Annotated in this window: 15 protein-coding genes; 7 read left to right on the top strand and 8 right to left on the bottom strand. The window is 69.7% G+C overall.

Annotated elements, in window-relative coordinates; all coding sequences use genetic code 11:
- Positions 1–36 precede the first annotated feature (36 nt).
- Positions 37–1,539, bottom strand: coding sequence for a type VII secretion integral membrane protein EccD (gene eccD / locus ACIQRW_RS25705; protein WP_403764423.1), 1,503 nt, complete (start codon positions 1,537–1,539; stop codon positions 37–39).
- A gap of 408 nt (positions 1,540–1,947) precedes the next feature.
- On the opposite strand from eccD, the gene eccCa reads away from it, so the two are divergent.
- Positions 1,948–5,916 carry a type VII secretion protein EccCa gene (eccCa, locus tag ACIQRW_RS25700; protein ID WP_403764398.1) on the top strand — a complete coding sequence of 1,323 codons (3,969 nt, stop codon included), beginning with the start codon at positions 1,948–1,950 and terminating at the stop codon, positions 5,914–5,916.
- A gap of 111 nt (positions 5,917–6,027) precedes the next feature.
- On the top strand, positions 6,028–6,708 hold the full coding sequence (locus ACIQRW_RS25695) for a class I SAM-dependent methyltransferase (protein ID WP_403764396.1): 681 nt from the start codon (positions 6,028–6,030) through the stop codon (positions 6,706–6,708).
- 124 nt (positions 6,709–6,832) lie between these two features.
- On the opposite strand, the gene ACIQRW_RS25690 is transcribed toward ACIQRW_RS25695, so the two are convergent.
- From ACIQRW_RS25690 to eccB, 7 genes are all read right to left on the bottom strand, one after another.
- A complete protein-coding gene (locus ACIQRW_RS25690; protein WP_403764394.1) occupies positions 6,833–7,129 on the bottom strand; it encodes a WXG100 family type VII secretion target in 297 nt (98 codons plus the stop codon).
- Between the two features lie 36 nt (positions 7,130–7,165).
- Positions 7,166–7,519 (bottom strand): WXG100 family type VII secretion target, encoded by a 354-nt coding sequence (locus tag ACIQRW_RS25685; protein WP_265598987.1) that lies wholly within the window; start codon positions 7,517–7,519, stop codon positions 7,166–7,168.
- Positions 7,520–7,591: 72 nt separating this feature from the next.
- Positions 7,592–8,830 carry a S8 family serine peptidase gene (locus ACIQRW_RS25680; RefSeq protein WP_403764392.1) on the bottom strand — a complete coding sequence of 413 codons (1,239 nt, stop codon included), beginning with the start codon at positions 8,828–8,830 and terminating at the stop codon, positions 7,592–7,594.
- 28 nt (positions 8,831–8,858) lie between these two features.
- Entirely contained in the window at positions 8,859–10,529 is a 1,671-nt protein-coding gene (locus ACIQRW_RS25675) for a hypothetical protein (RefSeq protein ID WP_403764390.1), read from the bottom strand.
- Entirely contained in the window at positions 10,526–10,993 is a 468-nt protein-coding gene (locus tag ACIQRW_RS25670; RefSeq protein WP_403764388.1) for a hypothetical protein, read from the bottom strand. Before ACIQRW_RS25670 ends, ACIQRW_RS25675 begins: the two co-directional genes overlap by 4 nt.
- A 162-nt stretch (positions 10,994–11,155) precedes the next feature.
- On the bottom strand, positions 11,156–12,418 hold the full coding sequence (gene mycP, locus ACIQRW_RS25665) for a type VII secretion-associated serine protease mycosin (protein WP_403764386.1): 1,263 nt from the start codon (positions 12,416–12,418) through the stop codon (positions 11,156–11,158).
- A 13-nt stretch (positions 12,419–12,431) separates the two neighbouring features.
- Positions 12,432–13,964, bottom strand: a complete 1,533-nt coding sequence (gene eccB / locus ACIQRW_RS25660) for a type VII secretion protein EccB (protein ID WP_403764384.1) — start codon at positions 13,962–13,964, stop codon at positions 12,432–12,434.
- A gap of 183 nt (positions 13,965–14,147) precedes the next feature.
- Here eccB and eccE point away from each other — a divergent pair, with 183 nt between their 5' ends.
- The 5 genes from eccE (at position 14,148) to ACIQRW_RS25635 (ending at position 22,114) form a co-directional block, all read left to right on the top strand.
- Positions 14,148–15,503, top strand: coding sequence for a type VII secretion protein EccE (gene eccE, locus ACIQRW_RS25655; protein ID WP_403764382.1), 1,356 nt, complete (start codon positions 14,148–14,150; stop codon positions 15,501–15,503).
- Positions 15,500–16,210 carry a hypothetical protein gene (locus ACIQRW_RS25650; RefSeq protein WP_215102984.1) on the top strand — a complete coding sequence of 237 codons (711 nt, stop codon included), beginning with the start codon at positions 15,500–15,502 and terminating at the stop codon, positions 16,208–16,210. Before eccE ends, ACIQRW_RS25650 begins: the two co-directional genes overlap by 4 nt.
- Positions 16,211–16,296: 86 nt before the next feature.
- Complete coding sequence (locus ACIQRW_RS25645; RefSeq protein WP_032792700.1) at positions 16,297–16,530, top strand: DUF397 domain-containing protein; 234 nt, start codon at positions 16,297–16,299, stop codon at positions 16,528–16,530.
- A 419-nt stretch (positions 16,531–16,949) separates the two neighbouring features.
- Positions 16,950–20,018 (top strand): SCO5717 family growth-regulating ATPase, encoded by a 3,069-nt coding sequence (locus ACIQRW_RS25640; RefSeq protein ID WP_403764379.1) that lies wholly within the window; start codon positions 16,950–16,952, stop codon positions 20,016–20,018.
- Between the two features lie 218 nt (positions 20,019–20,236).
- Positions 20,237–22,114, top strand: a complete 1,878-nt coding sequence (locus tag ACIQRW_RS25635; RefSeq protein ID WP_403764377.1) for an ABC transporter substrate-binding protein — start codon at positions 20,237–20,239, stop codon at positions 22,112–22,114.
- Positions 22,115–22,116 lie beyond the last annotated feature (2 nt).

Below are 22,116 nucleotides of genomic sequence, written 5' to 3'. Positions count from 1 at the left end.
GGTGATCAGTCGGTGCCCTTTGACGCTTTCTGATGATCAGCTGGTGAGGGCGCGGATCGAGTGGTAGACGTCGAAGACCGCGAGGCAGAGCGGGAGCAGGGTCAGCAGGACGACCGTTTCGGCGATCTCCAGGAAGCGTCCCCAGAACGGGGTCACCCCCTTGCGCGGCACGATCAGGCCGATGGCGGTGATCAGGACGGCGACCCCGGCGACCGCGGCGGCGAGCCACACCGTACGGATGTCGAGTGCGGCGCTGTCGCCTCCCAGCGCGTCGCGCACCATGGCGACGGGCGGGTTGAGGGACAGCCCCAGGCCCAGCAGGACGAGGGAGCCGAGGCCCGCGGCGAGCGCGCAGCCGACCTGCGCCGTGTAGCGGAACAGGTGGGCGCGCATCAGCATGGCGACGCCGGTGGCCAGGGCGAGCAGCTGGCCCCAGACGTTGTTGGAGAACCCCAGCACCGCGGCGGCCGCCACGGCGACCAGGGCGCAGCCGCCGACCAGGCCGAGGAGCAGTTCATGGCCGCGCCGCGCCTGGGCGGCGAGGCGTACGGCGTCCACCGGGCCCGTGGCCGCGGGCTCGGAGGTCCCGTAGTCACCGACCGTGGTGCGGGGCGGCTCGAACCCGATGGGCAGCCGGGCGAAGCGGGTGGAGAGTCCCGGCAGGAAGGCGAGGGCTCCCACGGCGAGCGGGGAGCACACGGCGGCGGCCTCGATCGGCCTCATGTCGCTCAGGATCGCGATGAAGGTGACCAGGAGGCCGACGGCGCTCGCGAAGACGAACGCGACGAAGGGCCCGTCCCCGCCGGGCGCGACGATCATCAGGATGACCGCCACGACCAGGACCGCCGCACAGGCGAGCAGGAACTGCAGCCGTCCGATGCCCTGCCCGGCGCTCAGGGGCAGCAGACCGGAGCCTGCCACCGCCGCGTTCACCAGGGCGCCGGTGCCGAGCGCGATCGACGAGGCACGGTCGTCGTACACCCGCGCACGCACACAGGCGAAGGCGAGCAGGAGCAGGGCGACGACGGCCGCCAGGATCCCGGGCAGGCCGTTCATGTCGTGGCGCGGGTCGGCCGTCCACAGCACGAAGCCGAGCAGCGCCAGCAGGACGGAGCCGCCGAAGAGGCCGGCTCCGCGCATGAGGGCGTCGCCCCAGAGCGTGCGGTCCTTGGCCACGGCGGTGGCGACGGCGTCCGACACGTCGTCGAAGACGGCGGGGGGCAGTGATTCGGAGAAGGGCCTCATCGACAGCAGCTCGCCGTCGAGAATGCGGTGGCCGGCGAGCGTACGGGCGCTGTCCAGGACGGTGCCGTCGCGGCGCACCAGGTGGTAGCCGACCGGTGCGCCGGGAGCGGGGCTCTGTCCGGACAGCCGGAGGATCTCGGGATACAGATCGGCTACGGGGATGTCCTCGGGCAGGGCCACGTCGACACGGCTGTCGGGCGCGACGACCGTGACCCGGCAGAATCCGGTGCCGCTGCCGGACGGGGTCCCGTGACTCTGCCGACCTGATCCGGTGGCTGCCGCTTGGGCCGTCATGGTCACCTGTTGCTCCCCCTACTACTACCTACTACTGGCTTGACTACCTTGTTCCGCGCTACTGCTGTTCGTCCTGCTGCTGTTCTGTTCTGCTGCGGCTGTTCTACGGCAGCTGTTTCGCACCGCTGTCGCCGCGGCTGCCGGCGACCGGCTTTCCGCTGCCGCCGTCGCCCCGCCTCCGCCGGCCCGCGTCCGCTTCTGCCGGAAACACACCGCCGGGCCCACGGATCGCACCGCTCGTCCCGAATGACCGTCTTCTCGGATCAGTTAGCGGATGCGTACACGCGTCGCGACACCCTACCGCCATGGGACCGCCGCTACGCCAGTAGGATCCTTCCCGCGGATGGAGCCCGTCGCCACGGGGGCGCCGATAGGAACACTTCCGTCCGGCAAGGGAATTGGTGAGCTGTGAGCCAGATCGTCGTCAAGCGCCCGCCGCGGGCCCTGCCCACCGAAGTGCCGGTCGAGCAGGTGCAGTTGCAACCTCCGCCGGAACTCCCCCGGGGCCAGCAGGAGGGGGCGCTGATGCAGCTCCTGCCGATGCTGGGCATGGGTGGTTCCGTCGTCTTCTTCTTCATGACGCCGAACCCGATCATGCGCATCATGGGCATGATCATGATCGCCTCGACGTTGGCCATGGCCATCGCGATGCTCGTGCGGTACCGGCGCGGCACTCAGGGCGAGCTGGCGGACATGCGCCGTGACTATCTGAAGTACCTGACGCAGACCCGGCGGACGGTGCTGAAGACGGCCCGCAAGCAGCGGGACGCGCAGTTCTACCTCCATCCCTCGCCCGAGCAGTTGTGGGCGCTCGTCGCCGAGGGCAGCCGGGTATGGGAGCGGCGCGCCGGTGACCCGGACTTCGCGCAGGTGCGCATCGGGCTGGGCAGTCAGGAGCTGGCCACGCCGCTCATCGCACCCGAGACGGCGCCCGTGGACGAACTGGAGCCGCTGGCCGCCGGGGCGATGCAGCAGTTCCTGGCGACGCACTCCACGCTGGACGGTCTGCCCATGGCCGTCTCGTTGCGGGCGTTCTACCACCTCACGATCAGCGGCCACGCGGATTCCGCGCGCTCCGCGGCGCGGGCCGTGGTCGGCGGGCTGGCCTCTCTGCACTCCCCCCAGGACCTGGTAATCGCGGTCGCGACCGGCACGGAGGCCGCGCCGCAGTGGGAGTGGGCGAAGTGGCTCCCGCACGCCCAGACCTCCGGGCCCGTGGACGGAGCCGGGAGCCGGCGCCTCATCACCACCAACGCCCTGGCTCTGGAGGAGCTGCTGGCCGGACGCCTGGAGGGCAGGCCCCGCTTCCAGCCGGGCGGTCAGCCGCTCATGGAGCAGCCGCACGTCGTGGTGGTCCTGGACGGCGAGTCGGTGCCCCCCATGTCGGTGCTCGCCTCGGCCGAGGGCCTCCAGGGCGTGACGGTCATCGAAGTGGTGCCGGGTGAGGTCACCGGGTCCCGCGGGGGCCTCTCCATCGTGGTGCAGCCGAAGTCGTTGCAGCTGGAGTCGGGCCAGGGGCTCGTCTACGACGGGGTGCCGGACCTGCTGAGCTACGAGGCCGCCGAGGCGCTCGCCCGCCAGCTGGCCCCGCTGCACATGGCCACCGGCGGGGACGACGACGAACCCCTGCTGGCCAACCTGGAGTTCACCGATCTGCTGAACCTGGGGGACGCCGCCTCGATCGAGGTCAGCCGGACCTGGCGGCCGCGATCGCAGGCGGAGCGGCTGCGGGTGCCGATCGGTGTGGGCGAGGACGGCGCGCCCGTGATGCTGGACCTCAAGGAGGCGGCCCAGGAGGGCATGGGCCCGCACGGTCTGTGCGTCGGCGCCACCGGTTCCGGCAAGTCCGAGCTGCTGCGTACGCTGGTGCTCGGTCTCGCCGTCACCCACACCTCGGAGACGCTGAACTTCGTTCTCGCCGACTTCAAGGGCGGCGCGACCTTCGCCGGTATGGCGCAGATGCCCCACGTCGCGGCCGTGATCACCAACCTCGCGGACGACCTGACGCTGGTCGACCGTATGGGTGACTCCATCAGCGGTGAGCTCAACCGCCGGCAGGAGATGCTGCGCGACGCGGGCAACTACGCCAACATCCACGACTACGAGAAGGCGCGCGCGGCCGGTGCGCCGCTGCAGCCGATCCCCTCGCTCGTCCTGGTCATCGACGAGTTCAGCGAACTCCTCACCGCCAAACCCGACTTCATCGAGATGTTCGTCCAGATCGGCCGTATCGGCCGTTCGCTGGGCGTGCATCTGCTGCTGGCCTCGCAGCGTCTGGAGGAGGGGCGGCTGCGCGGTCTGGAGACGTATCTGTCGTACCGGGTGGGTCTGCGGACGTTCTCGGCGGCCGAGTCCCGGGCCGCGATCGGTGTGCCCGACGCGTACCACCTGCCCAACGTGCCCGGTTCCGGGCTGCTCAAGTTCGGTACGGAGGAGATGGTGCGGTTCAAGGCCGCGTACGTCTCCGGGGTGTACCGCTCGGGCGCGCACCGGGCCGCCGCGCCGGGTGCGCCGCTTCCGGTGGACCGCAGGCCGGTTCCGTTCACGGCCGCTCCGGTTCCGGTGCGGTACGTCCAGCCGGCGGCGCAGCCCGGAGGCGTACCGGATCAGCGTGCGACGCAGGACGACGCGCTGGCGGACACGGTGCTCGATGTGATCGTGCGCCGTCTGGAGGGCCGCGGGGCCTCCGCCCACCAGGTGTGGCTGCCGCCGCTGGACAATCCGCCGTCGCTGGACGAGCTGCTGCCGGGGCTCTCTCCGGTGCAGGGCCGGGGGCTGACGCAGCCCGGCTTCGAGGGAGCCGGCCGGCTGGTCGTGCCCCTGGGCGTCATCGACAAGCCGTTCGAGCAGCGGCGCGACACTCTCTACCGGGACTTCTCCGGCGCCGCCGGTCATATGCAGATCACCGGAGGGCCGCAGTCGGGGAAGTCGACGCTGCTGCGGACGCTCATCGCCGGCTTCGCGCTCACCCACACACCGGCGGAGGTCCAGTTCTACGGCCTCGACTTCGGTGGCGGCGGTATGTCCTCGATCGCGGGTCTGCCGCACGTCGGCGGCGTCGCGTCCCGTCTCGACCCGGAGCGGGTACGCCGTACGGTCGCCGAGGTGTACGGCATCATGGCGCGGCGCGAGGAGTACTTCCGCAGTGCCGGGATCGACTCCATCGCCACGTTCCGCAGGCTGCGGGCGCGCGGTGACATCTCGGTGACGGACCAGCCGTGGGGTGACGTGTTCCTGGTCATCGACGGGTGGGGCAACTTCCGGACGGACTACGAGGCGCTGGAGACGGCGGCCACGGACATCGCGGCCCGGGGGCTGGGTTACGGCATCCACCTGATCGTCACGGCGTCGCGTTCCATGGAGGTGCGGGCCAGTCTGAAGGACCACCTCATGAACCGCCTGGAGCTGCGGCTCGGCGACGTGATGGACTCCGAACTGGACCGGAAGGTGGCGGCCAACGTGCCCGCCGGGGTGCCGGGCCGCGGCCTGACCCCGGAGAAGCTGCACTTCATGGCGGCGGTGCCGCGGATCGACAGCATCAACTCCGACAGCGACCTCTCGGAGGCCACCGCGGCGATGAACCAGGAGGTCGCCCGGCACTGGACGGCCGCGCCCGCCCCGGCGGTACGTCTGCTGCCGCGCGCGCTGCCGGCGAGCGAGCTTCCGGCCGGCTACGCGGTACCGGAGCGGGGCGTCGCTTTTGGTATCGACGAGAACAACCTGGAGCCGGTGTTCCTGAACTTCGAGCAGGACCCGTTCTTCCTGGCGTTCGGCGAGAGCGAGTCCGGGAAGTCCAACCTGCTGAGGTTGCTGATCAAGCAGCTGACCGAGCGGTACGACGGCGATTCCTGCAAGCTCTTCGTCATCGACAACCGGCGTTCGCTGCTTGATGTGACCCCCCGGTCGCACCTGGCGGAGTACATCCCGATGTCCAACAACATGGAACATCACATGGCGGCGCTGCACGACCTGATGAAGCGCCGCACACCGTCCGCCGACGTCACGGCGCAGGAGCTGCGCGACCAGAGCTGGTGGCAGGGCCCCACGGTGTACGTCGTCATCGACGACTTCGACCTGGTCTCCACGTCGAGCGGCAACCCGCTCTCAGCGATCACGGAGCTGCTGCCGTTCGCCCGCGACGTGGGCGTCCGCTTCATCATCGCCCGCAACACGGCGGGGGCCAGCCGGGCCCTGTACGAACCCTTCCTCCAGCGCATGATCGAGCTGGGCGCACAGGGCGTGATCCTGTCGGGCGACCCGAACGAGGGCGACATCCTCGGCAACGTACGACCGCGCCCGATGCCTGCGGGCCGGGGCATCTTCGTCACCCGGCGCCGGGGGAACCCGTTGGTGCAGACGGGGCTGATGGAGGGGTAGCGGCGGTCCTGGAGGCGGGGCGACTACGAGGGTGGGCCCCCGCCCGGCGGCGTCGACGTCGACGTCGATTCGCCGGGCGGGGGTAACGCGCAGCGAGTTACGGTTCGGTCCATGAGTGATCGATCGGGCGCCGTCGGAGTCGACGCCCTGGACAACACCGGCCGGTCCAGGGGAACCACTGGGTATGCGCGGGCGGCGGACGTGCTGGCGGTCCAGTACGAGGAAGTCACCTTCGGCGAAGTCCACCGCGACGTGTTGAGTCTGGTACCCGCCGAGCCTGCCCGGATCCTCGACATCGGCGCGGGTACAGGCCGCGATTCTGCCGTGTTGGCAGCGCTGGGGCACAGCGTCGTGGCTGTCGAGCCGACGGCGGAGCTGCGGGGCCATGGACAGCGAATCCATGCGGGCAGCGCGATCGAGTGGGTTGACGACGCTCTCCCCACCCTTCTCCTTCACCAGTGCCCGGGTCTCCTTCACCAGTGCCCGGGCCGGTTCGATGCGGTCTTCGCCACTGCGGTGTGGATGCACCTGGACGCCGAGGAACGCGGACTGGCGATGGCCAGGATCGCCGCCTTGCTGATGCCTGGCGGCCGGTTCTTCGTCAACCTCCGTCACGGGCCCGTGCCCGATGGCCGTCACATGTTCGACGTGTCCGCTGCGGAGACGGTCGAGCTGGGGGCAGCACACGGTCTGCAGACGCTCCTGAGCAGCGAGCGTTCCGATCTCCACGGCCGCGAGGAAGTCCGGTGGAGTTCTCTCGTGCTCCAGGCGGACGAGGGTCCTTTTTCTTGAAGGCGTCGAGCCACGTCGGGACACGGCTCAGGGTGGACACCTCCCGCGTGTGTCCACCCTGATGTGCAGTGCAGCGCAGTGCTGTGCTGCTTTGTGGTGCCTTTGGAGCTGTGATCGAACTCCGTCAGAAGTTCGCTGCCGCCCGCTTGTCACCGCTGCGGTAGATGGGCGACGCCTCGCTGACCTTCCTGGCGATCTCGTCGAGGTTGCCGCGGATGGCGTCGGCGTCCGTCCTCCACCTGTCCTGAGCGGCGGTGTAGGCCTGCTTCGCCTCGCCCTCCCACACTTCCGAAACCTTCGCGATCATGGACTGGATCTCCTTCAGGTCCATGTCGAGCTGCTTGGCCTGCTTCCGGATCTCACCGGCCGCGAGATCCAGACTCGCATAAGTGACAACCGTCGTACCGTCGTTGTTTCCCATGTGGTCCTCCGCTGCTTTCGAGTTACGGGATAAGGGTCAGAAGCTGTTCAGGCTGGACGACTGCTCCTTCGCGCTGGTGTTGTGGCCGTCGACCACGTCCACACCCGCGAGAGCCTGACGAATCTCGTCCTCGTTGTCGCCCGAGATGGTACGGGCGGCCTTGATGGACTCCTGGAAGCGGACCAGCTGCTTGGCCAGGCTGACCATGCGGTTGTTGATCTCGGTCTGCTTCTGGTTGAAGTGGTTGGCGCCGATACCCTTCCACTTGCCTTCGAGGTTGTCGATCGTCGCTTGGAGCTGCCGGAGCTGCCCCTTCACCGAGTCGAACTTGATGCTGAGGTCGCCCTCCAGCTTCAGAAGCGCGGCATCTGAGACCTTCTGATCTGCCATGGTTCTCTTTCCCTTTCGGTTGGTTCTGCAAGGCCGGCATGGATCGCCGGCCGGTACATGCGGAACGTGCGGTCAAGCGGCCCTACGCTTGCGGACCACGGCGTAGACCACTCCTCCGAGCACGACCACAACTGCGGCCACTCCGAGGAACAGGCCCAACTGGCTCTCGTCCCCGGAGGACTTGGTCTCTTCCGCCGCTACGGGCTTGTCGCCCTCCGCGCCGTTCTTGGCGGGCTGCGGCGAGGCGGAGTCAGCGGGCTTCTTGGACGAGTCGGCGGGGCCGGTCGTCCTCTCTTTGGTGAGCGGGCTGATGTCCGGGTCGCCGGGGTCGCCCTTGCCCTTGAGGACGTTCATCGAAGGGCGGATGAGACCGTGGCCGAGGTACTTGCTGGTCTCCCCCTTCTTCCAGTCCCGGCCGGCCGTGTCGAAGAGGACGTTGAGCACCTGGTTCGCCGTCCACTCGGGGTGGAGGGACCAGACGAGGGCGGCGGAGGCGGAGGCGATGGCGGCGGCCGAACTGGTTCCGCCGTCGCCGTCGCAGTAGCTCTTGAAGGAACTGTCGCACCACCCGGGAACGTCGCTCCCGGGGGACGCGACATCCACCGAACCCGAGTGCTGCGAATAGTAGGAGACTTTTCCCTTGCTATCCGCCGAGGCAACACCCACTACCTCGGGGTACGAGGCCGGATATACTCGCTTGTTCGACTCATGCCCCTCGTTTCCGACGGAGGCAAGAAACAATTTCCCTTTGCTTTCAGCATACTTGACCGCTTCACGATTCGAATCCAGGTAGCGTGAACTACCGAAAGACATGCTGATGATTTGTGCATCAGTTTCGGCCGCGGCTCGAATGGCTTTCGCAGTGTCACTGAAGATGGTGGAGTTCTTCTTCATGAATTCACCGTCGCTCATGCGTACAGGGATGACCTTGGCTCCCGGGGCAAGTCCCTTCAGGCCACCTCCCTTGCCTGTCCCGGCGATCAGCTCAGCCATCGTCGTGCCATGACCGTTGTAGTCGTCGGTTTCGTCGCCCGGTGCTCCGGTTACGTCTACACCCTTGAGAACTTGTCCCTGCAGCGACGGCGTGGCCGGGTTCACACCCGTGTCGATGACAGCGACTTTGATGCCTTCCCCGGTCGTGACCTTCCACATGTCCTCAGCCTGCATCGCGCTGAGATACCACTGCTTCGCTTGTGTGTCGGCTGCGGCAGGCTGCGCCGCACCGACGAAGACCACAGTCCACGAAGCGGCCACGGCCAGCGCGCCGAGCACACGCACGCGCCTCTGAGCACGGCCCATTCCTGCTGTCATCCCGACTTCCGTACCTTCCCTGGGTCTGCTACTCGACCACCGGCGGCACAGCCCCGCGCCGCCCGGCATTCCACGTCTCTTCGTCTTCCGTCAGGTAGTCGGGACGGGTCGAACCGTTGTCATCGTCCTCCCGGCCGGTCTTCTGCCGCCCGGCAGGACCACGTACGAGCCCTGCCCCGCCAGAGGTGAAGCCCTTGGTGTTCGAGCCGGCGCCGGCAGCCTTGCGGGGAGCACCCATGACTCCGTTCGCGCCCGAAGTCTGACCGGGGCGACCGCCGGGCCGGGAGGTGGCAGCTGCTGCTCCGCGCCCTCCGATCACTCCCCGCTGGCCGGAAGCTCCGGCAGAAGCTCTGCCCTGAGACGCGTTCTGGGGAGTCCCTCCGACGATGCCGGTGTTACCACCCGCACGGGGTCCGCCCCCTGTGGACGTACCCCCCTGGCCGGTGATCGGCCGTCCGGTCGTAGGAGTGGAACGGCCGGTGATCGGCGACTGCTGGCCGACCGGCGGACGGCCGGTGGACGATCCTCCACCCCCCATCATGGGGCTGGGGCGTCCGACCGGGGGCCCACCACCAGGTCCCTTGGCCACGGGGCCTCCCCCTGGGGGCTGCGCCTTGCCCACGCCCAGGCCGGTCTGGTTCACCATCCGTTGCGTTGGAGGCACTGCCGTACGCGACGGGTTTCCCTGCGTGGTGTTCATGAAGGGGGGCGGCACTGCAGTCGGGGGCATCCCGGTCGGACCCGTCGTGGGCGTGGGCGACGGCAGCGGAGGCGTATTGGTCACCGTCAGGGGAGCCTTGGGAGGCGCGACGCTGTTGATCTCCGTACCCGTTCCCCTGTCCGGCAAGGGCACTGAACTGGGAACCTCAGCCTGTGCCCGGTTGGCTGCGGCTACTGAAGCAGAGTCCCCCGCTACGGAACGGCCTGAAGAGACTGGGCCTGCACTGCTGCCGAGAGCCTCGGAGCCAGCGCTGGGAGTCCGGGAGGAGGGCCCTTCGATGGGATCCTTGTACGGCCTCGGCATGTCGATATCAAGGTTCTTCCCGAACCGCGGCGGCTCCTGCCCCGCCAGCACCTCCTCGGAGACCGAGTAGTACGAGGCCAACCGGTTGATCTGGTTGATGGCCTCCTGGCGGTTCTTCTCCACCTCAAGCGCAGCCGCGTACTGCGGGTTGGTCTCCGTCCGGGCCGGGAACAGGATGTCCTTCACGTCCGTCTGGATCATCCGGCGGTCGCGCGGCGGCATGGCGCTTTTCACCGATGCAAGGCCGGTGCCCGCGACCGTGATCTGGGTGCCGGCCGCGTCCGCGAAGTCGCCCAGCTTCTCGGCGTGGGCGACCAGGCCCGTTCCGAAGGCTCGGAAGGCCGTGCCGGACTCGCCCTGCCAGTCGACCCCTTTGAGGTGGTCCTTCAACTCCTTCGCCGCGCGCCGGATGGCGTCCCTGGCCTTCCAGAGCGCCTCGCCGGCGTTCTCCAGGTGTTCCGGGTTGGAGTTCTCCACCATGTCGATGAGGGCGTTGAGCTGGTGTCCCTCGAAGGAGGTACGACCCCCGGTGCGGGGGTTGCCGAAACCGAAGGATTCCATGACCCGGCCGACCGTCTCGGTCATGTCCGTGACGACGATCTGGGTCTGGACCCGTCCCTCGTCCTGCTTCGACTGTTCGGCAGGCGTCAGGTCCTGCTGCTTTTCTTCACTCATTCCGCTGCCCACCCGGAGTCCGACTGCTTGTCGTTGTTGTCCTGTTCGGACTTCGCGTGCTTCTCGCGCTCCGCGTCCATCCGCGTCTGGATCTCGTAGAACCGCCGCCTGATGTCGTCCTCGACGTTGTCGAAGCCGACGGCCGCCGCGTGCACACCCAGGCTCAGGTACTCGATCTGGTCGCCGAGGGACTTGGAGAGCGAGACGAGGGAGGAGTGGACCCGGTTGTACTGGGTGTAGAGGCCGTCCGCCTCCGCGAAGCGTGCGTTCGGGCCGCTCAGCGAGGCCCGCGAGACCTTCTGGTCGGCGACCTTCGTCTTGCTGGCCGCCGAGCCCTCGAAGTCCGCCAGCAGGGCGTCGACACGACTCTTGAACTTCTCCAGCGCACCCACTCCGCGCCTGAGGTCACCCGTACCGCCACCGCCACCTGGATCGGTCACAATGCCGTCCTCCCCGTTCCGCATCCCCGTTTGCTCGGATCGTCCCGCGTTGCTATCGCACTGACGCGGTCCGATCCGATCTCATCCCGACAACTCTAGTCACTGCGTACGACAGCGCCAATCGACTTGAGAGTCACGTGACTTGTCTCATGACCGACTCTTCACTGTTCTTCACCGTTCCCGTCGTTATGCCGCGCCCGCCAAACGCCCCGCGCGTCTCCGCCTGTCCCGTACCGCCACAGCCGTACCCGCGATGGCCGCCACCAGGACGCCGCCGCCGACCACTACGTACGTCGCCAGGCGCGCGTTCCGCTCGGCGGCCGTTTCGCCCAGGTGGAGTTCGGCGGGGGTGGGGGCTTTGCCCTTGCTCACCCCTTCGCTCGCGACCGGGCGGTCGATCGGCTTGTCGTCGTCGGTGAGGGCGCGAACCGGGTCGACCACACCCCAGCCGACCAGGATGTCGTGGCCCGCGACCGAGCGTTCCGCCGTCTGCTGCATCTGCGCGACGATCTGCTCCCGCGTCCAGTCGGGGTGCTTCGCCTTGATCAGGGCGGCGACTCCCGCGACGTACGGGGCGGAGAAGCTGGTTCCGTTGTCGGCGCAGTGTCCGCCGCCGGGGACCGTGGAGACCATGTCCACCCCGGGAGCGGCGATGCCGACGAAGTCGCCGGACTGCGAGAAGGCCGCCCTTTCGTTGTTCCGGTCCGAGGAGGCGACGGCGAGGACACCCTTGAAGGACGCCGGGTAGGTCTCCTTGACGTTGCCGCCGAGCCCGTCGTTGCCGGCCGAGGCGACGACCACGACATCCCGGGCGAGAGCGTTGTCCACGGCCTGCCGCAGTTCCGCGGACGGCTTCACGGCGTCGGCGGTGTCCTGGGAGATGTTGATGATGTCCGCGTCCGCCTCGTTGGCGGCGTATCGAATCGCTCGGGCGAGGCTGCCGGTCGTGCCGTGGCCCTCGGCGTCGTTCTGCTGGATCGGGATGATCGTCGCATCGGGGGCGAGGCCGCTGAAGCCGGTGCCCTTCGCCTTGCGCGCGGCGATGATGCCGGCGACCTTGGTGCCATGGCCCACGGTATCCGTGGTGCCGTTCTCCTTGCCGCGTTCGATCTTCGTTCCGTCGTCGTTCTTGAGGCCCTTCGGCAGGAAGTTGCGGCCCGCCCCGGTGTCCACGGCGGGCTTGAGCTGCTTGTTCCTGACGTCGACTCCGGTGTCGATGACCGCTACGCGTACGCCCTTGCCGGTGGACTGCTTCCACACCTCGTCCAACAGGACGCGCTGCAACGCCCAGGGCCGGCCCGGGTAGTTCTTCGAGGGGAACGTGCACTGGGTCGAGTCGTCCGCGGCCGCCGGGAACGCAGGCAGGGTGACGACGAGGACGGCCGCCGCCGCCGTGGCGATGAGCAGGCGGCGGGCCGGGCCGTGGTGGTCGTGGTCGTGGATCGCCATGTCCGTGCCCCGCTCACGAACCCTGCGGCTGGCTGGCCGCGCCGGTGGAGAGCCGGGGGCCGGTCGGCAGGAGGGCGGACCAGACCGCCGGTACGGGGTTGGGGTCGACGTCCTTGTAGCCCAGCCGGTTCTGCGCCTGCTGCGCCTCCTCCTGCTGGGACTCCCGCTCCTTCTTCGAGCCGGATTCGCCGATGCCGGAGTCGCCCTGGCCACTGTCGCTGTTGGACTGCATCGCGTAGCGCAGGCCGGTGTCCGTGACCAGGAACAGGAAGCCGGCGCTGGTCGACGAGCCCTTGAACTGGCGGAAGAACTCACCCGATCCCGGCGTGACGTAGGCGCTGCTGGAGCCGGTGGGGAGCGTCGCGGGGAAGCTCGTACCCACCCAGGTGCTCAGCGTGGTGGCACCGCTGTCCGCGTCGACGCCGCGCAGTACGTTGCACACGGTGTTCCGGCTGCCCTTCTTGACGTCAGGGGAGTTGACGGGCTCGGGCTTGCTGACCGGCCAGTCCCTCTTCTGGTTGAAGGGGGCGCCCGGCTCGAGTTCGGCGGCGCTGACCGGCTTGGCGTTGCCGGCCTGCTTGAGGTCCACCAGTTGCCGGCTGCTGAGCAGGAGCTTGGCGGTGAAGTCCGAGACGGGGGCGACCCTGCCCGGCAGGACGACGTAGCTCTGGGTCTTGGTTCCCGCCGTGGCGGTCAGGACCATGCCGACCCGGTTCGTCCGGTCGTCGAGCGTGCCGGGGGCGCCCGCGGGGGCCCCCGGGGTGCCGTCCACGGTCGGGAAGGTGATCGGGGCCCCGGTGTGGAGCGTGGCCAGCCAGGCGGCCGAGACCCGTTGGGGCTCGGTGTCCTGGCCGACCAGGGTGCGCAGGAGCAGTTCGTCCTTCTGGACGGGATAGGCCTTGCCTGCGGCGTCCACGATGTAGCGGGTCCGATCCGGTCCCGGTCCCTCGATGTACATCAGCTGACCGCCCCGCAGGGCGCTCTTGCCCTCGGTCTTCTTCTCCTCGCGCTCGGCGAAGATGAAGGTCGCCTTCTGGATGGCCCTGCCGCCCTCGCCGGGCCGTTCGCAGACCGCCCAGCGCTTGGCCGCGCCCGCCTCCTTGGAGTCGGGCAGCCGGTCGGGGGCGTACGGGATGCCGAGCGTCGCACCGTGCGGAATCTTGCCGCTGTCCAGGACCGACTCGTTGACGTTGACGACGGTGCCCTTGTCCGGGGCGAGCAGGAGCTTGGCCGAGGCCATGTTCAGGACGGGGTGCAACTGCTTCTTGCCGTCGGTCTCCAGCACCACGTACCGGGTGGTGGATTTGCTGGCGATGATGACGTGTTCCTTGGGGGCGTCCCACTTCTGCGGGGCCACCGGCTTGAACATGCCCCAGGCGCCGAAACCGGCGAGAACCAGTACGGCGATGATGGCCCCGGGCACCACCGCGCGCAGCGGTTTGGGGGCGCCTTCCTCGGAACCTGTGGGGTTGGGTTGCAGGAACTGTGCGATCAACCGCCGCTTCGCAAAGGTATAGGCGTTGAGCTCATCCCGCCGTGATGCCATGTGTCCGCTGACCCTTCTCCCCAGTGATCGAACAGGGTCCCACACGCACCGTCGGCCCCCGCTGCCGTACCGCGCCCCTACTATGCCTGCTGGGGTTCCGCTCCCTGTGCTCAGGTAGGGTGACGACCCGATCAACACCCGTGTAAAAAGCGGTGAATACGGACACGAGGGGGCAACGCGGCGATGGGTGCAGCTACGCGCGAGCGTACCGGGCGGGCCGGCCGTCGAACCTCCGGGACTTCCCGGAGGCAACGTAGCAACGAGTCGCCCGCGACGCCTCCCGCCCAGCCCTCCGGCACCCCCGGTCCGAGCGCCCCCGCCGCGACGACGCTGCGTTCGATCTCGCGGACCGACCGGGTGCGCCCCGTGCTGCGGCAGATGGTGATCGTCGAGGTGGGCCTCGTGATCGCCGCCGTGGGTGCGGCGCTCGGTGGCGCCTGGCTGATCCCGTCGCTCGTGGTGCTCTGTCTGCTGGTCGCTCTCGCGGTGGTACGCCGACGGGGCCGCGCGCTCCAGGACTGGGTGTCGAGCGCCCTCGGGCTCCGGGCCCGGCGCCGGTCCGCGGCCACGCCGCCCTCGGACGTGGAGCCGATGCTGGCGCCGGTCGCCGAGAACGTGCCCGGCTTCGGCCCGCAGGTGTATGTGGACCGGGCCCACCGGACGGTCGGCATGCTCGGCGACGGCACGTTCCTGACGGCCGTGGTGCGGGTGGAGGCGAGCGGCGAGTCGCTGAGGCCCGCGTTCGGCGCCCGGTCGCTCCCGCTGTCCCTGCTGGGCGACGCCCTCCAGGTCGACGACATCGTGCTGGAGTCGGCGCAGTTGGTGCAGCAGGTGCGGTGCGCGCCGGCCCCTCATCTGCCGCAACAGTCGGTGGCCCGGCTCAGTTACGCTCCGTTGCAGGACCAGACCGGTGCGCCCGCCCTGCGGATGACGTGGGTGGCGGTGAAGCTGGATCCCGAGCTGTGTCGTGAGGCCATCGAGGCGCGCGGCGGCGGGCTGGAGGGTGCGCAGCGCTGCCTGGTGCGGGTCGCGGACCATGTGGCGAGCCGGGTCACGGGCGCCGGTTTCCAGGCCGCGGTGCTGGACCAGGACGAGTTGAACTCCGCTGTGGCCACCTCCGCGTGCGCCAATCCCATCCTGTCGGGGCGGGCGGGCCGGCCGGACGCCGCTCCGCAGCGGCGCACGATGGAGACGTCCCGGGTCTGGCGGTGCGACGACCGCTGGCACACCACGTACGCGGTGGACCGTTGGCCCGAGTTGGGCCGGGGCGCGACGCCGCTGCCGCAGTTGGTCGCGCTGCTGACCTCGGTGCCGGCGTACGCGACGACGTTCAGCCTGACGGTGCGCCGCGGGGTGCGCCAGGGCTCGACGAGCGTGGCCGGGCATGTGCGGGTCACCGGCGGTTCGGACACCGAACTGATCGGTGTGAGAAGGACGTTGGAGCAGGCAGCCCGGCACGCCAAGGTGGGGCTGGCACGACTGGACCGCGAGCAGTTGCCGGGCGTCCTGGCCACGCTCCCGCTGGGAGGCGCACAGTGAGCAACCGGACCGAGCCCCGGCGCGGGCTGCGCGGCCCCCGCCATGCGGGTCACACCGTGGCCGCGGACCACCTGGGGGCGTTGTCCCTGCCGGTCGGCGACGACGGCGTGATCATCGGCAACGACGCGAACAACAAGCCGCAGCTGATCGGCTTCCACCGCCCGGTGCCGTACGACGTCACGCTGATCGGCGGGCTGTGGACGGCACAGGTCCTGGCGCTGCGGGCGGCGGGCACCGGTGCCCGGGTGGCGGTCGAGACCGGTCGCGTCCAGGCCTGGACCACGCTCGCCCAGGCGGCGGGCGCCGGGCTGGAGTGTGTCTCCCTGTACGACGTGGGCCGTGTTCCGCCGACGGGAGCGACCGTGGGCAGCCCCGTGGTCGTCGTGCGGGACTGCGGCATGCGACCGCCGCGCGGCCGGGTGGTGTCCTCGCCGTGGCAGTCCGTGTTGACGCTGCTTCCCTATCTGAGCCCTGTCGCACCGCGGTTGATGCGGTCGTCCGCGCTGGTGGGCATCCAGCGGGTCTCGCCCGGCGAGGCCGAGCAGATCGGCCGGATCCTGGGGCTGGCGCGCGCCGAGTACGAGGCGCTGCCCACCCTGGCGGACGGTGTCACCCTCTGGGTGGCGGGGCGCGAACACCATTGGGTGATGACGAACGCGACGGACGCCGAGACCGGACTGCTGGGCACAGCTCGCCGGATGGACTGATTCCTGCACCGTTCGGCCCACGAACACCCCTCCCTCCGGGGAAAATGGACCACGCACCGAATCCGTTCGATCGAAGGGACGCCGTCATGGGCACCCAGCAGGAAAAGGACGAGCTCTACGCTCTCGACATCTCGGATGTGACGTGGCTCAGCGCGCCCGGCACCGAGGAGGCGGAGGAGCGGGTCGAGATCGCGCATCTGCCGGACGGCGCCGTCGCCATGCGCTCCTCGCTGGACCCGGACACCGTCCTGCGGTACACCGAGGCGGAGTGGACGGCGTTCGTCCTGGGCGCTCGCGACGGTGAGTTCGACCTCACATAGGTCCCCTCACATACGTCCCCTCGCACAGGTCCCCTCACACAGCTCCCTCACACAGGTCCGGCGTCACGCGGGTTCGGTCCCGCGGAGGCGCCGGAGCGCCGCGAAGGGTGGTGGCCGCCGGAGTGAGCTTTCCCGCTTCACCCTGTACGTGTATGGCACGGATTGACCGTCTCGTCGTCCCCGTTCCTTCGCACGTCGTTCACCGGGGTGCGACACCCGGCCCGTGGGGCGGGGTTTGCCGTGCCCTACGCCCTGCCTGAGTTCACCGGATGGCGATTAGGGTGGGTGGGGCGCGGCAGAAGAAACCTGCGAGCAGGTGATGCGCGTCGCAAGGGGGAGAGCCGGGCGTACCGGCACATCGGGAACGGTCGCCCCCACCCACCACGGCACAAGGGTGCTCGACCACACCAGGAGGCAAAGTGAACGGCGATCGGGACGAGATCCGCGGCGGATGGGACATGCCCGTCGACGAGTCGTCCGACGCGGATCCCGCCGAGATGACGGGTGAGTTCACCATCGACTACACCCCTCCCGCCTGGTACACGCAGAACGCGGCGGGGGACTCGTCGGGAGGAGCGGGCTCACACCTGGCGCCGCCTCCGCCGCCGGTCGGGGCGCCCCTGTCCTCGCCTGACCTGTCGGCGACGCCGGGCGGCTTCGACCCCAACTGGGCACCCGCCCCTCCGGCGCCCGCCGAGCCGGCCGTCCCCGCGGCGACGGAGGCCCCGGTCTCCCCCGCCGTACCGGAGACGCCGTACGCTCCTGCTCCGCACACGCAGGCTCCGGATACCCAGGCTCCGGACGCTCCCGCTCCGCACACGCAGGCGCAGGACGCTCCGGCTGCTGCTCCGGCGGCCGACAGCGGGGATGCCGGTCCGTTCGGCGGCGGTGATGTGGAGAGCGGCTCGACGATGCGGTTCTCGCCCGCCGCGCTCCAGCGGGAGATCGCGGAGCGCGAGGCGGAAGCCGCGGCCGGACCCGCCGAAGGGACGGGTTCCGAGGACGCTTCCTCACCCGTTACGCCCTTTACGTCCTCCGAGCCGGCCGCCTCCACCCTTCCTTCGCTCGCCGACACGGACTCCGAGGCCGCCTCCCGTACGCACGCGAGCTCCGCGGATTCCGAGGACGGCGGCACGGCCGGAGCGAGCGCCGACGAGGTCCCGGGACCCGATGGCGTACCCGCCCCCGACGGCGTTACGGGCACGGGCGCGCAGGACGTCGCACCCCTGGACGCGGGTCCCCAGGACGTCGGCCCCCAGGACGTGCCGCCTCCCGTCGCCGACGCCCCGCGGGCCGCCGCCGCACCGGTGCCGTGGTCGCCGCCCGCCCAGGGGGGCGCGCTGCCGCCGCTGCCCCCCACCTTCCAGCCGGCTGCTCCGGCGCCCTCCGCGCCGCAACCCGCGGCGCAGTGGCCCGGTTCCGCCCCGGCGAACGAGGCGCCCGGCGGCTACGGCTTCCCGCAGACGGGACAGCCGCCGCAAGCACCTCAGGCGCTTCAGTCCCCTCAGGCACCCCAGGCTCCCCAACAGCCGCACCAGCAACAGCCGTTCCCCGGTCAGCACGGTCAGCACGGTCAGCACGGCCCCGGAGCACCGCTACCGCCTCAGGCGCACCCCCAGGCCCCCCAGGGCGCGGGCGGGTACGGCTTCCCGCCGCAGGGCGGCTACGGCTTCCCGCAGACCGGCCACCCAGGCCAGCCGGGACAAGCACCCAACGCACCGCAGCCGCACGCGCCCTTCCCGGCCCAGGGCACCCCCAACCTCCCCGCCCCCGTCGCCCCGCAGCAGCCGGAGGCGTACGGACAGCAGCCCCAGGCCGCCCAGCCCCAGCCGCCTCAGCAGCAGCAACAACCGCCTGTCGACCCGCGTACGGGCGGAGCCTGGCCCACCCCCGTCGCGCACGACCAGCGCGAGCGGTCGGTGCCCGGCGCCCCGCTCGGGTACACGGCGGCCGTCGAGCTCTCCTCCGACCGGCTGGTGCGGGGCAAGCAGAAGGCCAAGAGCAGCCGTAACCCCTCCGCCGCCTCCCGGTTCAAGCTGGGCGGCAAGAAGGAGGAGGCCGAACGGCTGCGCAAGCTGGAGCTGATCCGCACCCCGGTGCTGTCGTGCTACCGGATCGCCGTCATCAGCCTCAAGGGCGGTGTCGGCAAGACCACCACGACGACCGCGCTGGGTTCGACGCTGGCCACCGAGCGGCAGGACAAGATCCTCGCCATCGACGCCAACCCGGACGCCGGCACGCTGGGCCGACGCGTGCGCCGCGAGACCGGGGCGACCATCCGCGACCTGGTGCAGGCGATCCCGTACCTCAACTCGTACATGGACATCCGGCGGTTCACCTCGCAGGCCCCCTCCGGTCTGGAGATCATCGCCAACGACGTGGACCCGGCGGTCTCCACGACGTTCAACGACGAGGACTACCGGCGCGCGATCGAGGTGCTCGGCAAGCAGTACCCGATCATCCTCACCGACTCGGGCACCGGGCTGCTCTACAGCGCGATGCGCGGGGTGCTCGACCTCGCCGACCAGCTGATCATCATCTCGACGCCCTCGGTCGACGGCGCGTCCAGCGCGTCGACGACGCTGGACTGGCTCTCGGCGCACGGCTACGCCGACCTGGTGCAGCGTTCGCTGACCGTCATCTCCGGCGTCCGCGAGACCGGCAAGATGATCAAGGTGGACGACATCGTCCAGCACTTCGAGACGCGCTGCCGCGGAGTCGTCGTCGTGCCGTTCGACGAGCACCTGGCGGCGGGCGCCGAGGTCGACCTCGACATGATGCGGCCCAAGACCCGTGAGGCGTACTTCCACCTCTCGGCGCTGGTGGCCGAGGACTTCGCGCGGGCCCAGCAGCAGCAGGGACTGTGGACGGGGGACGGCCAGAACCCGCCGCCGCAGTTCGCCCCGCCGATGCCCGGCCAGCAGGGCTACCCGGCGCCGGGACAGCCCATGCCGGGACAGCCGATGCCGGGACAGCCGATGCCGGGGCAGCCGGGCGTTCCCGGGCAGCACGTTCCCGGACAGCAGATGCCCGGACAGCAGATCCCCGGCCAGCAGCCGTACGCACCGCAGCAGCCCGGCCCCGGCCAGCCCTACCCGCAGCAGCCGCAGCCGCAGCACCCCGGGCACCCCCAGCCGGGACAGCAAGGGCAGCAGGCCGGACAGGCGCAGCCGGGGCACCAGCAGCCGTACGCCCAGCAGCAGCCCTACGGTGGACAGCCGCCGTACGGGGGATATCAGGCGGCAGGTCAGCCGGGTGGCCCCTACGCCCCGCAGGGGGCACCGGGCGGACCGCAGAACGGGTGGCTCCAGGCTCCTCCCCCGCAGGCCGGGCCCGGTGCGCCCGGGGCCGCCGCGCCGCAGCAGGCGCAGCCGGAGCAGCAGGGTGAGCACGCCAACCCGGCAGGCCAGCCCGAGTTGCAGGGTCCGGTGCCCCCCGCCGGCTGGCAGCAGACACCTCCGCAACCGCCGGCGGCGCCTCAGCAGTAGGGCAGAAGTGGTGTAGACCAATGGGGGTAAACGCAGGGCCTGTGAAGGGCCCGTACCGCTCGCGCGGTGCGGGCCCTTCCGCTATTCCCGCAGCCCACACGCTGTTTGACTGACCGTTGACGAGCCTCGACCACCGCTGATAAACCTTCGCTTCACCAACTGGCGAACCAGAGATCTACCCGCCTTCTTCAGCGAGTGATGACGCGAGGTCCCCGTCCATGGTCACTAGAGTTCCCCACCACTCCACCCGGCCACGCCGACGCCTGCGCCTCCTGCTGGCCTCCGGCGTGGCCGCCCTGGCACTCACCGCCGGATCCGTCGTCCCCGGAAACCTGCTCGCGCCCGCCCCCTCCGAGGCGCGCGCGGACGACGGGAAGACGACGCTCACGGTCGCCGTCGCGCAGAGCGTCGACTCGCTCAGCCCGTTCCTGGCGCAGCGGCTGCTCAGCACGAGCGTCCTGCGGCTGATGTACGACTTCCTCACCAACTACGACCCCAAGGACAACAAGGCGATCCCGGGCCTCGCCACCGCGTGGGAGCCCTCCGCGGACAAGCTGACGTGGACGTACACGATCCGCCCGGACTCGAAGTGGTCCGACGGGCAGCAGGCCACCGCGGAGGACGCGGCCTGGACGTTCAACAAGATGATGACGGACGAGGCTGCCGCGACCTCCAACGGCAGCTTCGTCGGCAACTTCGAGAAGGTGACCGCCCCCAGCAAGGACAAGCTGGTCATCAGGTTGAAGGAGCCGCAGGCCACGATGGCCGCGCTCGATGTGCCGATTGTCCCGAAGCACCTCTGGGAGAAGGTCGGCGACTTCTCGAAGTTCAACAACGACAAGGAGTTCCCCATCGTGGGGAACGGTCCGTTCATCGTGACGGACTACAAGGTCGACAGCTATGTGAAGCTGAAGGCCAACAAGGACTTCTGGCGCGGCTCCCCCAAGTTCGACGAACTGGTCTTCCGCTACTACAAGGACCAGGACGCGGCCGTGGCCGCCCTGCGCAAGGGCGAGGTGTCCTTCGTCGCGGGCAGCCCCAGCCTGACCCCGGCCCAGTCCGCCTCGCTGGAGAGCGCCCCGGACATCAAGGTGAACGACGCCCCGGGCCGCCGCTTCTTCGCGCTCGCCGTCAACCCCGGCGCCCGCACCAAGGACGGACAGAAGTTCGGCGACGGGCACCCGGCGCTGCTTGACCAGAAGGTGCGGCACGCGCTGTTCATGGCGGTCGACCGCAAGACCATCATCGACAAGGTCTTTCAGGGCCACGCCGTCGAGGGCGAGGGCTACATCCCGCCACGCTTCGGCGACTACTTCTGGAAGCCGTCGGCGGACCAGAAGCTGGCCTACGACCCGGCGAAGGCCGCGACCCTCCTGGACGAGGCCGGGTACAAGAAGAACGGCGCGGGCCAGCGCGTCGGCAAGGACGGCAAGCCGCTCGACTTCCGCATCCTCTGCCACGCCACAGACCCCAACGACAAGGCGATCGGCAAGTACCTCCAGGAGTGGTGGGGCGAGCAGGGTATCGGGCTGAAGGTCGACTGCCTCGACAACGTTTCCGACCCCTGGTACGCCGGTGAGTACGACCTCGCCTTCGACGGCTGGTCCGTCAACCCCGACCCCGACTTCGTCCTGTCGATCCACACCTGCGACGCCCTGCCGGCCAAGGCGAAGGAGACGGCCTCGACCGACAACTTCATCTGCGACAAGCAGTACGACGAGCTCTACAAGAAGCAACTGGCCGAGTACGACCCCGCCAAGCGGGCGGATCTGGTCAAACAACTGGAGTCACGGCTGTACGACACCGGGTACATGAACGTCATGGCGTACCCGAATGCCGTCGAGGCCTACCGCACCGACCACATCGAGTCCATCACCACCATGCCGTCGGCCGCGGGCAACATCTACGGCCAGGACGGCTACTGGAGCTGGTGGTCGGCGGTCCCGGCCGCCGGGGCCTCCTCGTCCGGTTCCTCCGACTCCGGTGGCAGCTCCACCGGAGTGTTCATCGGGGTCGGGATCGCCGTCGTCGTCCTCGCCGGTGGCGGACTCCTGTTCGCCATGCGTCGCCGCTCCACCGCGGAAGACCGTGAATAGTC

The sequence above is a fragment of the Streptomyces sp. NPDC091287 genome, assembly GCF_044768525.1.
Classification (GTDB): domain Bacteria; phylum Actinomycetota; class Actinomycetes; order Streptomycetales; family Streptomycetaceae; genus Streptomyces.
This window is presented reverse-complemented; position numbering and strand designations above follow the sequence as displayed.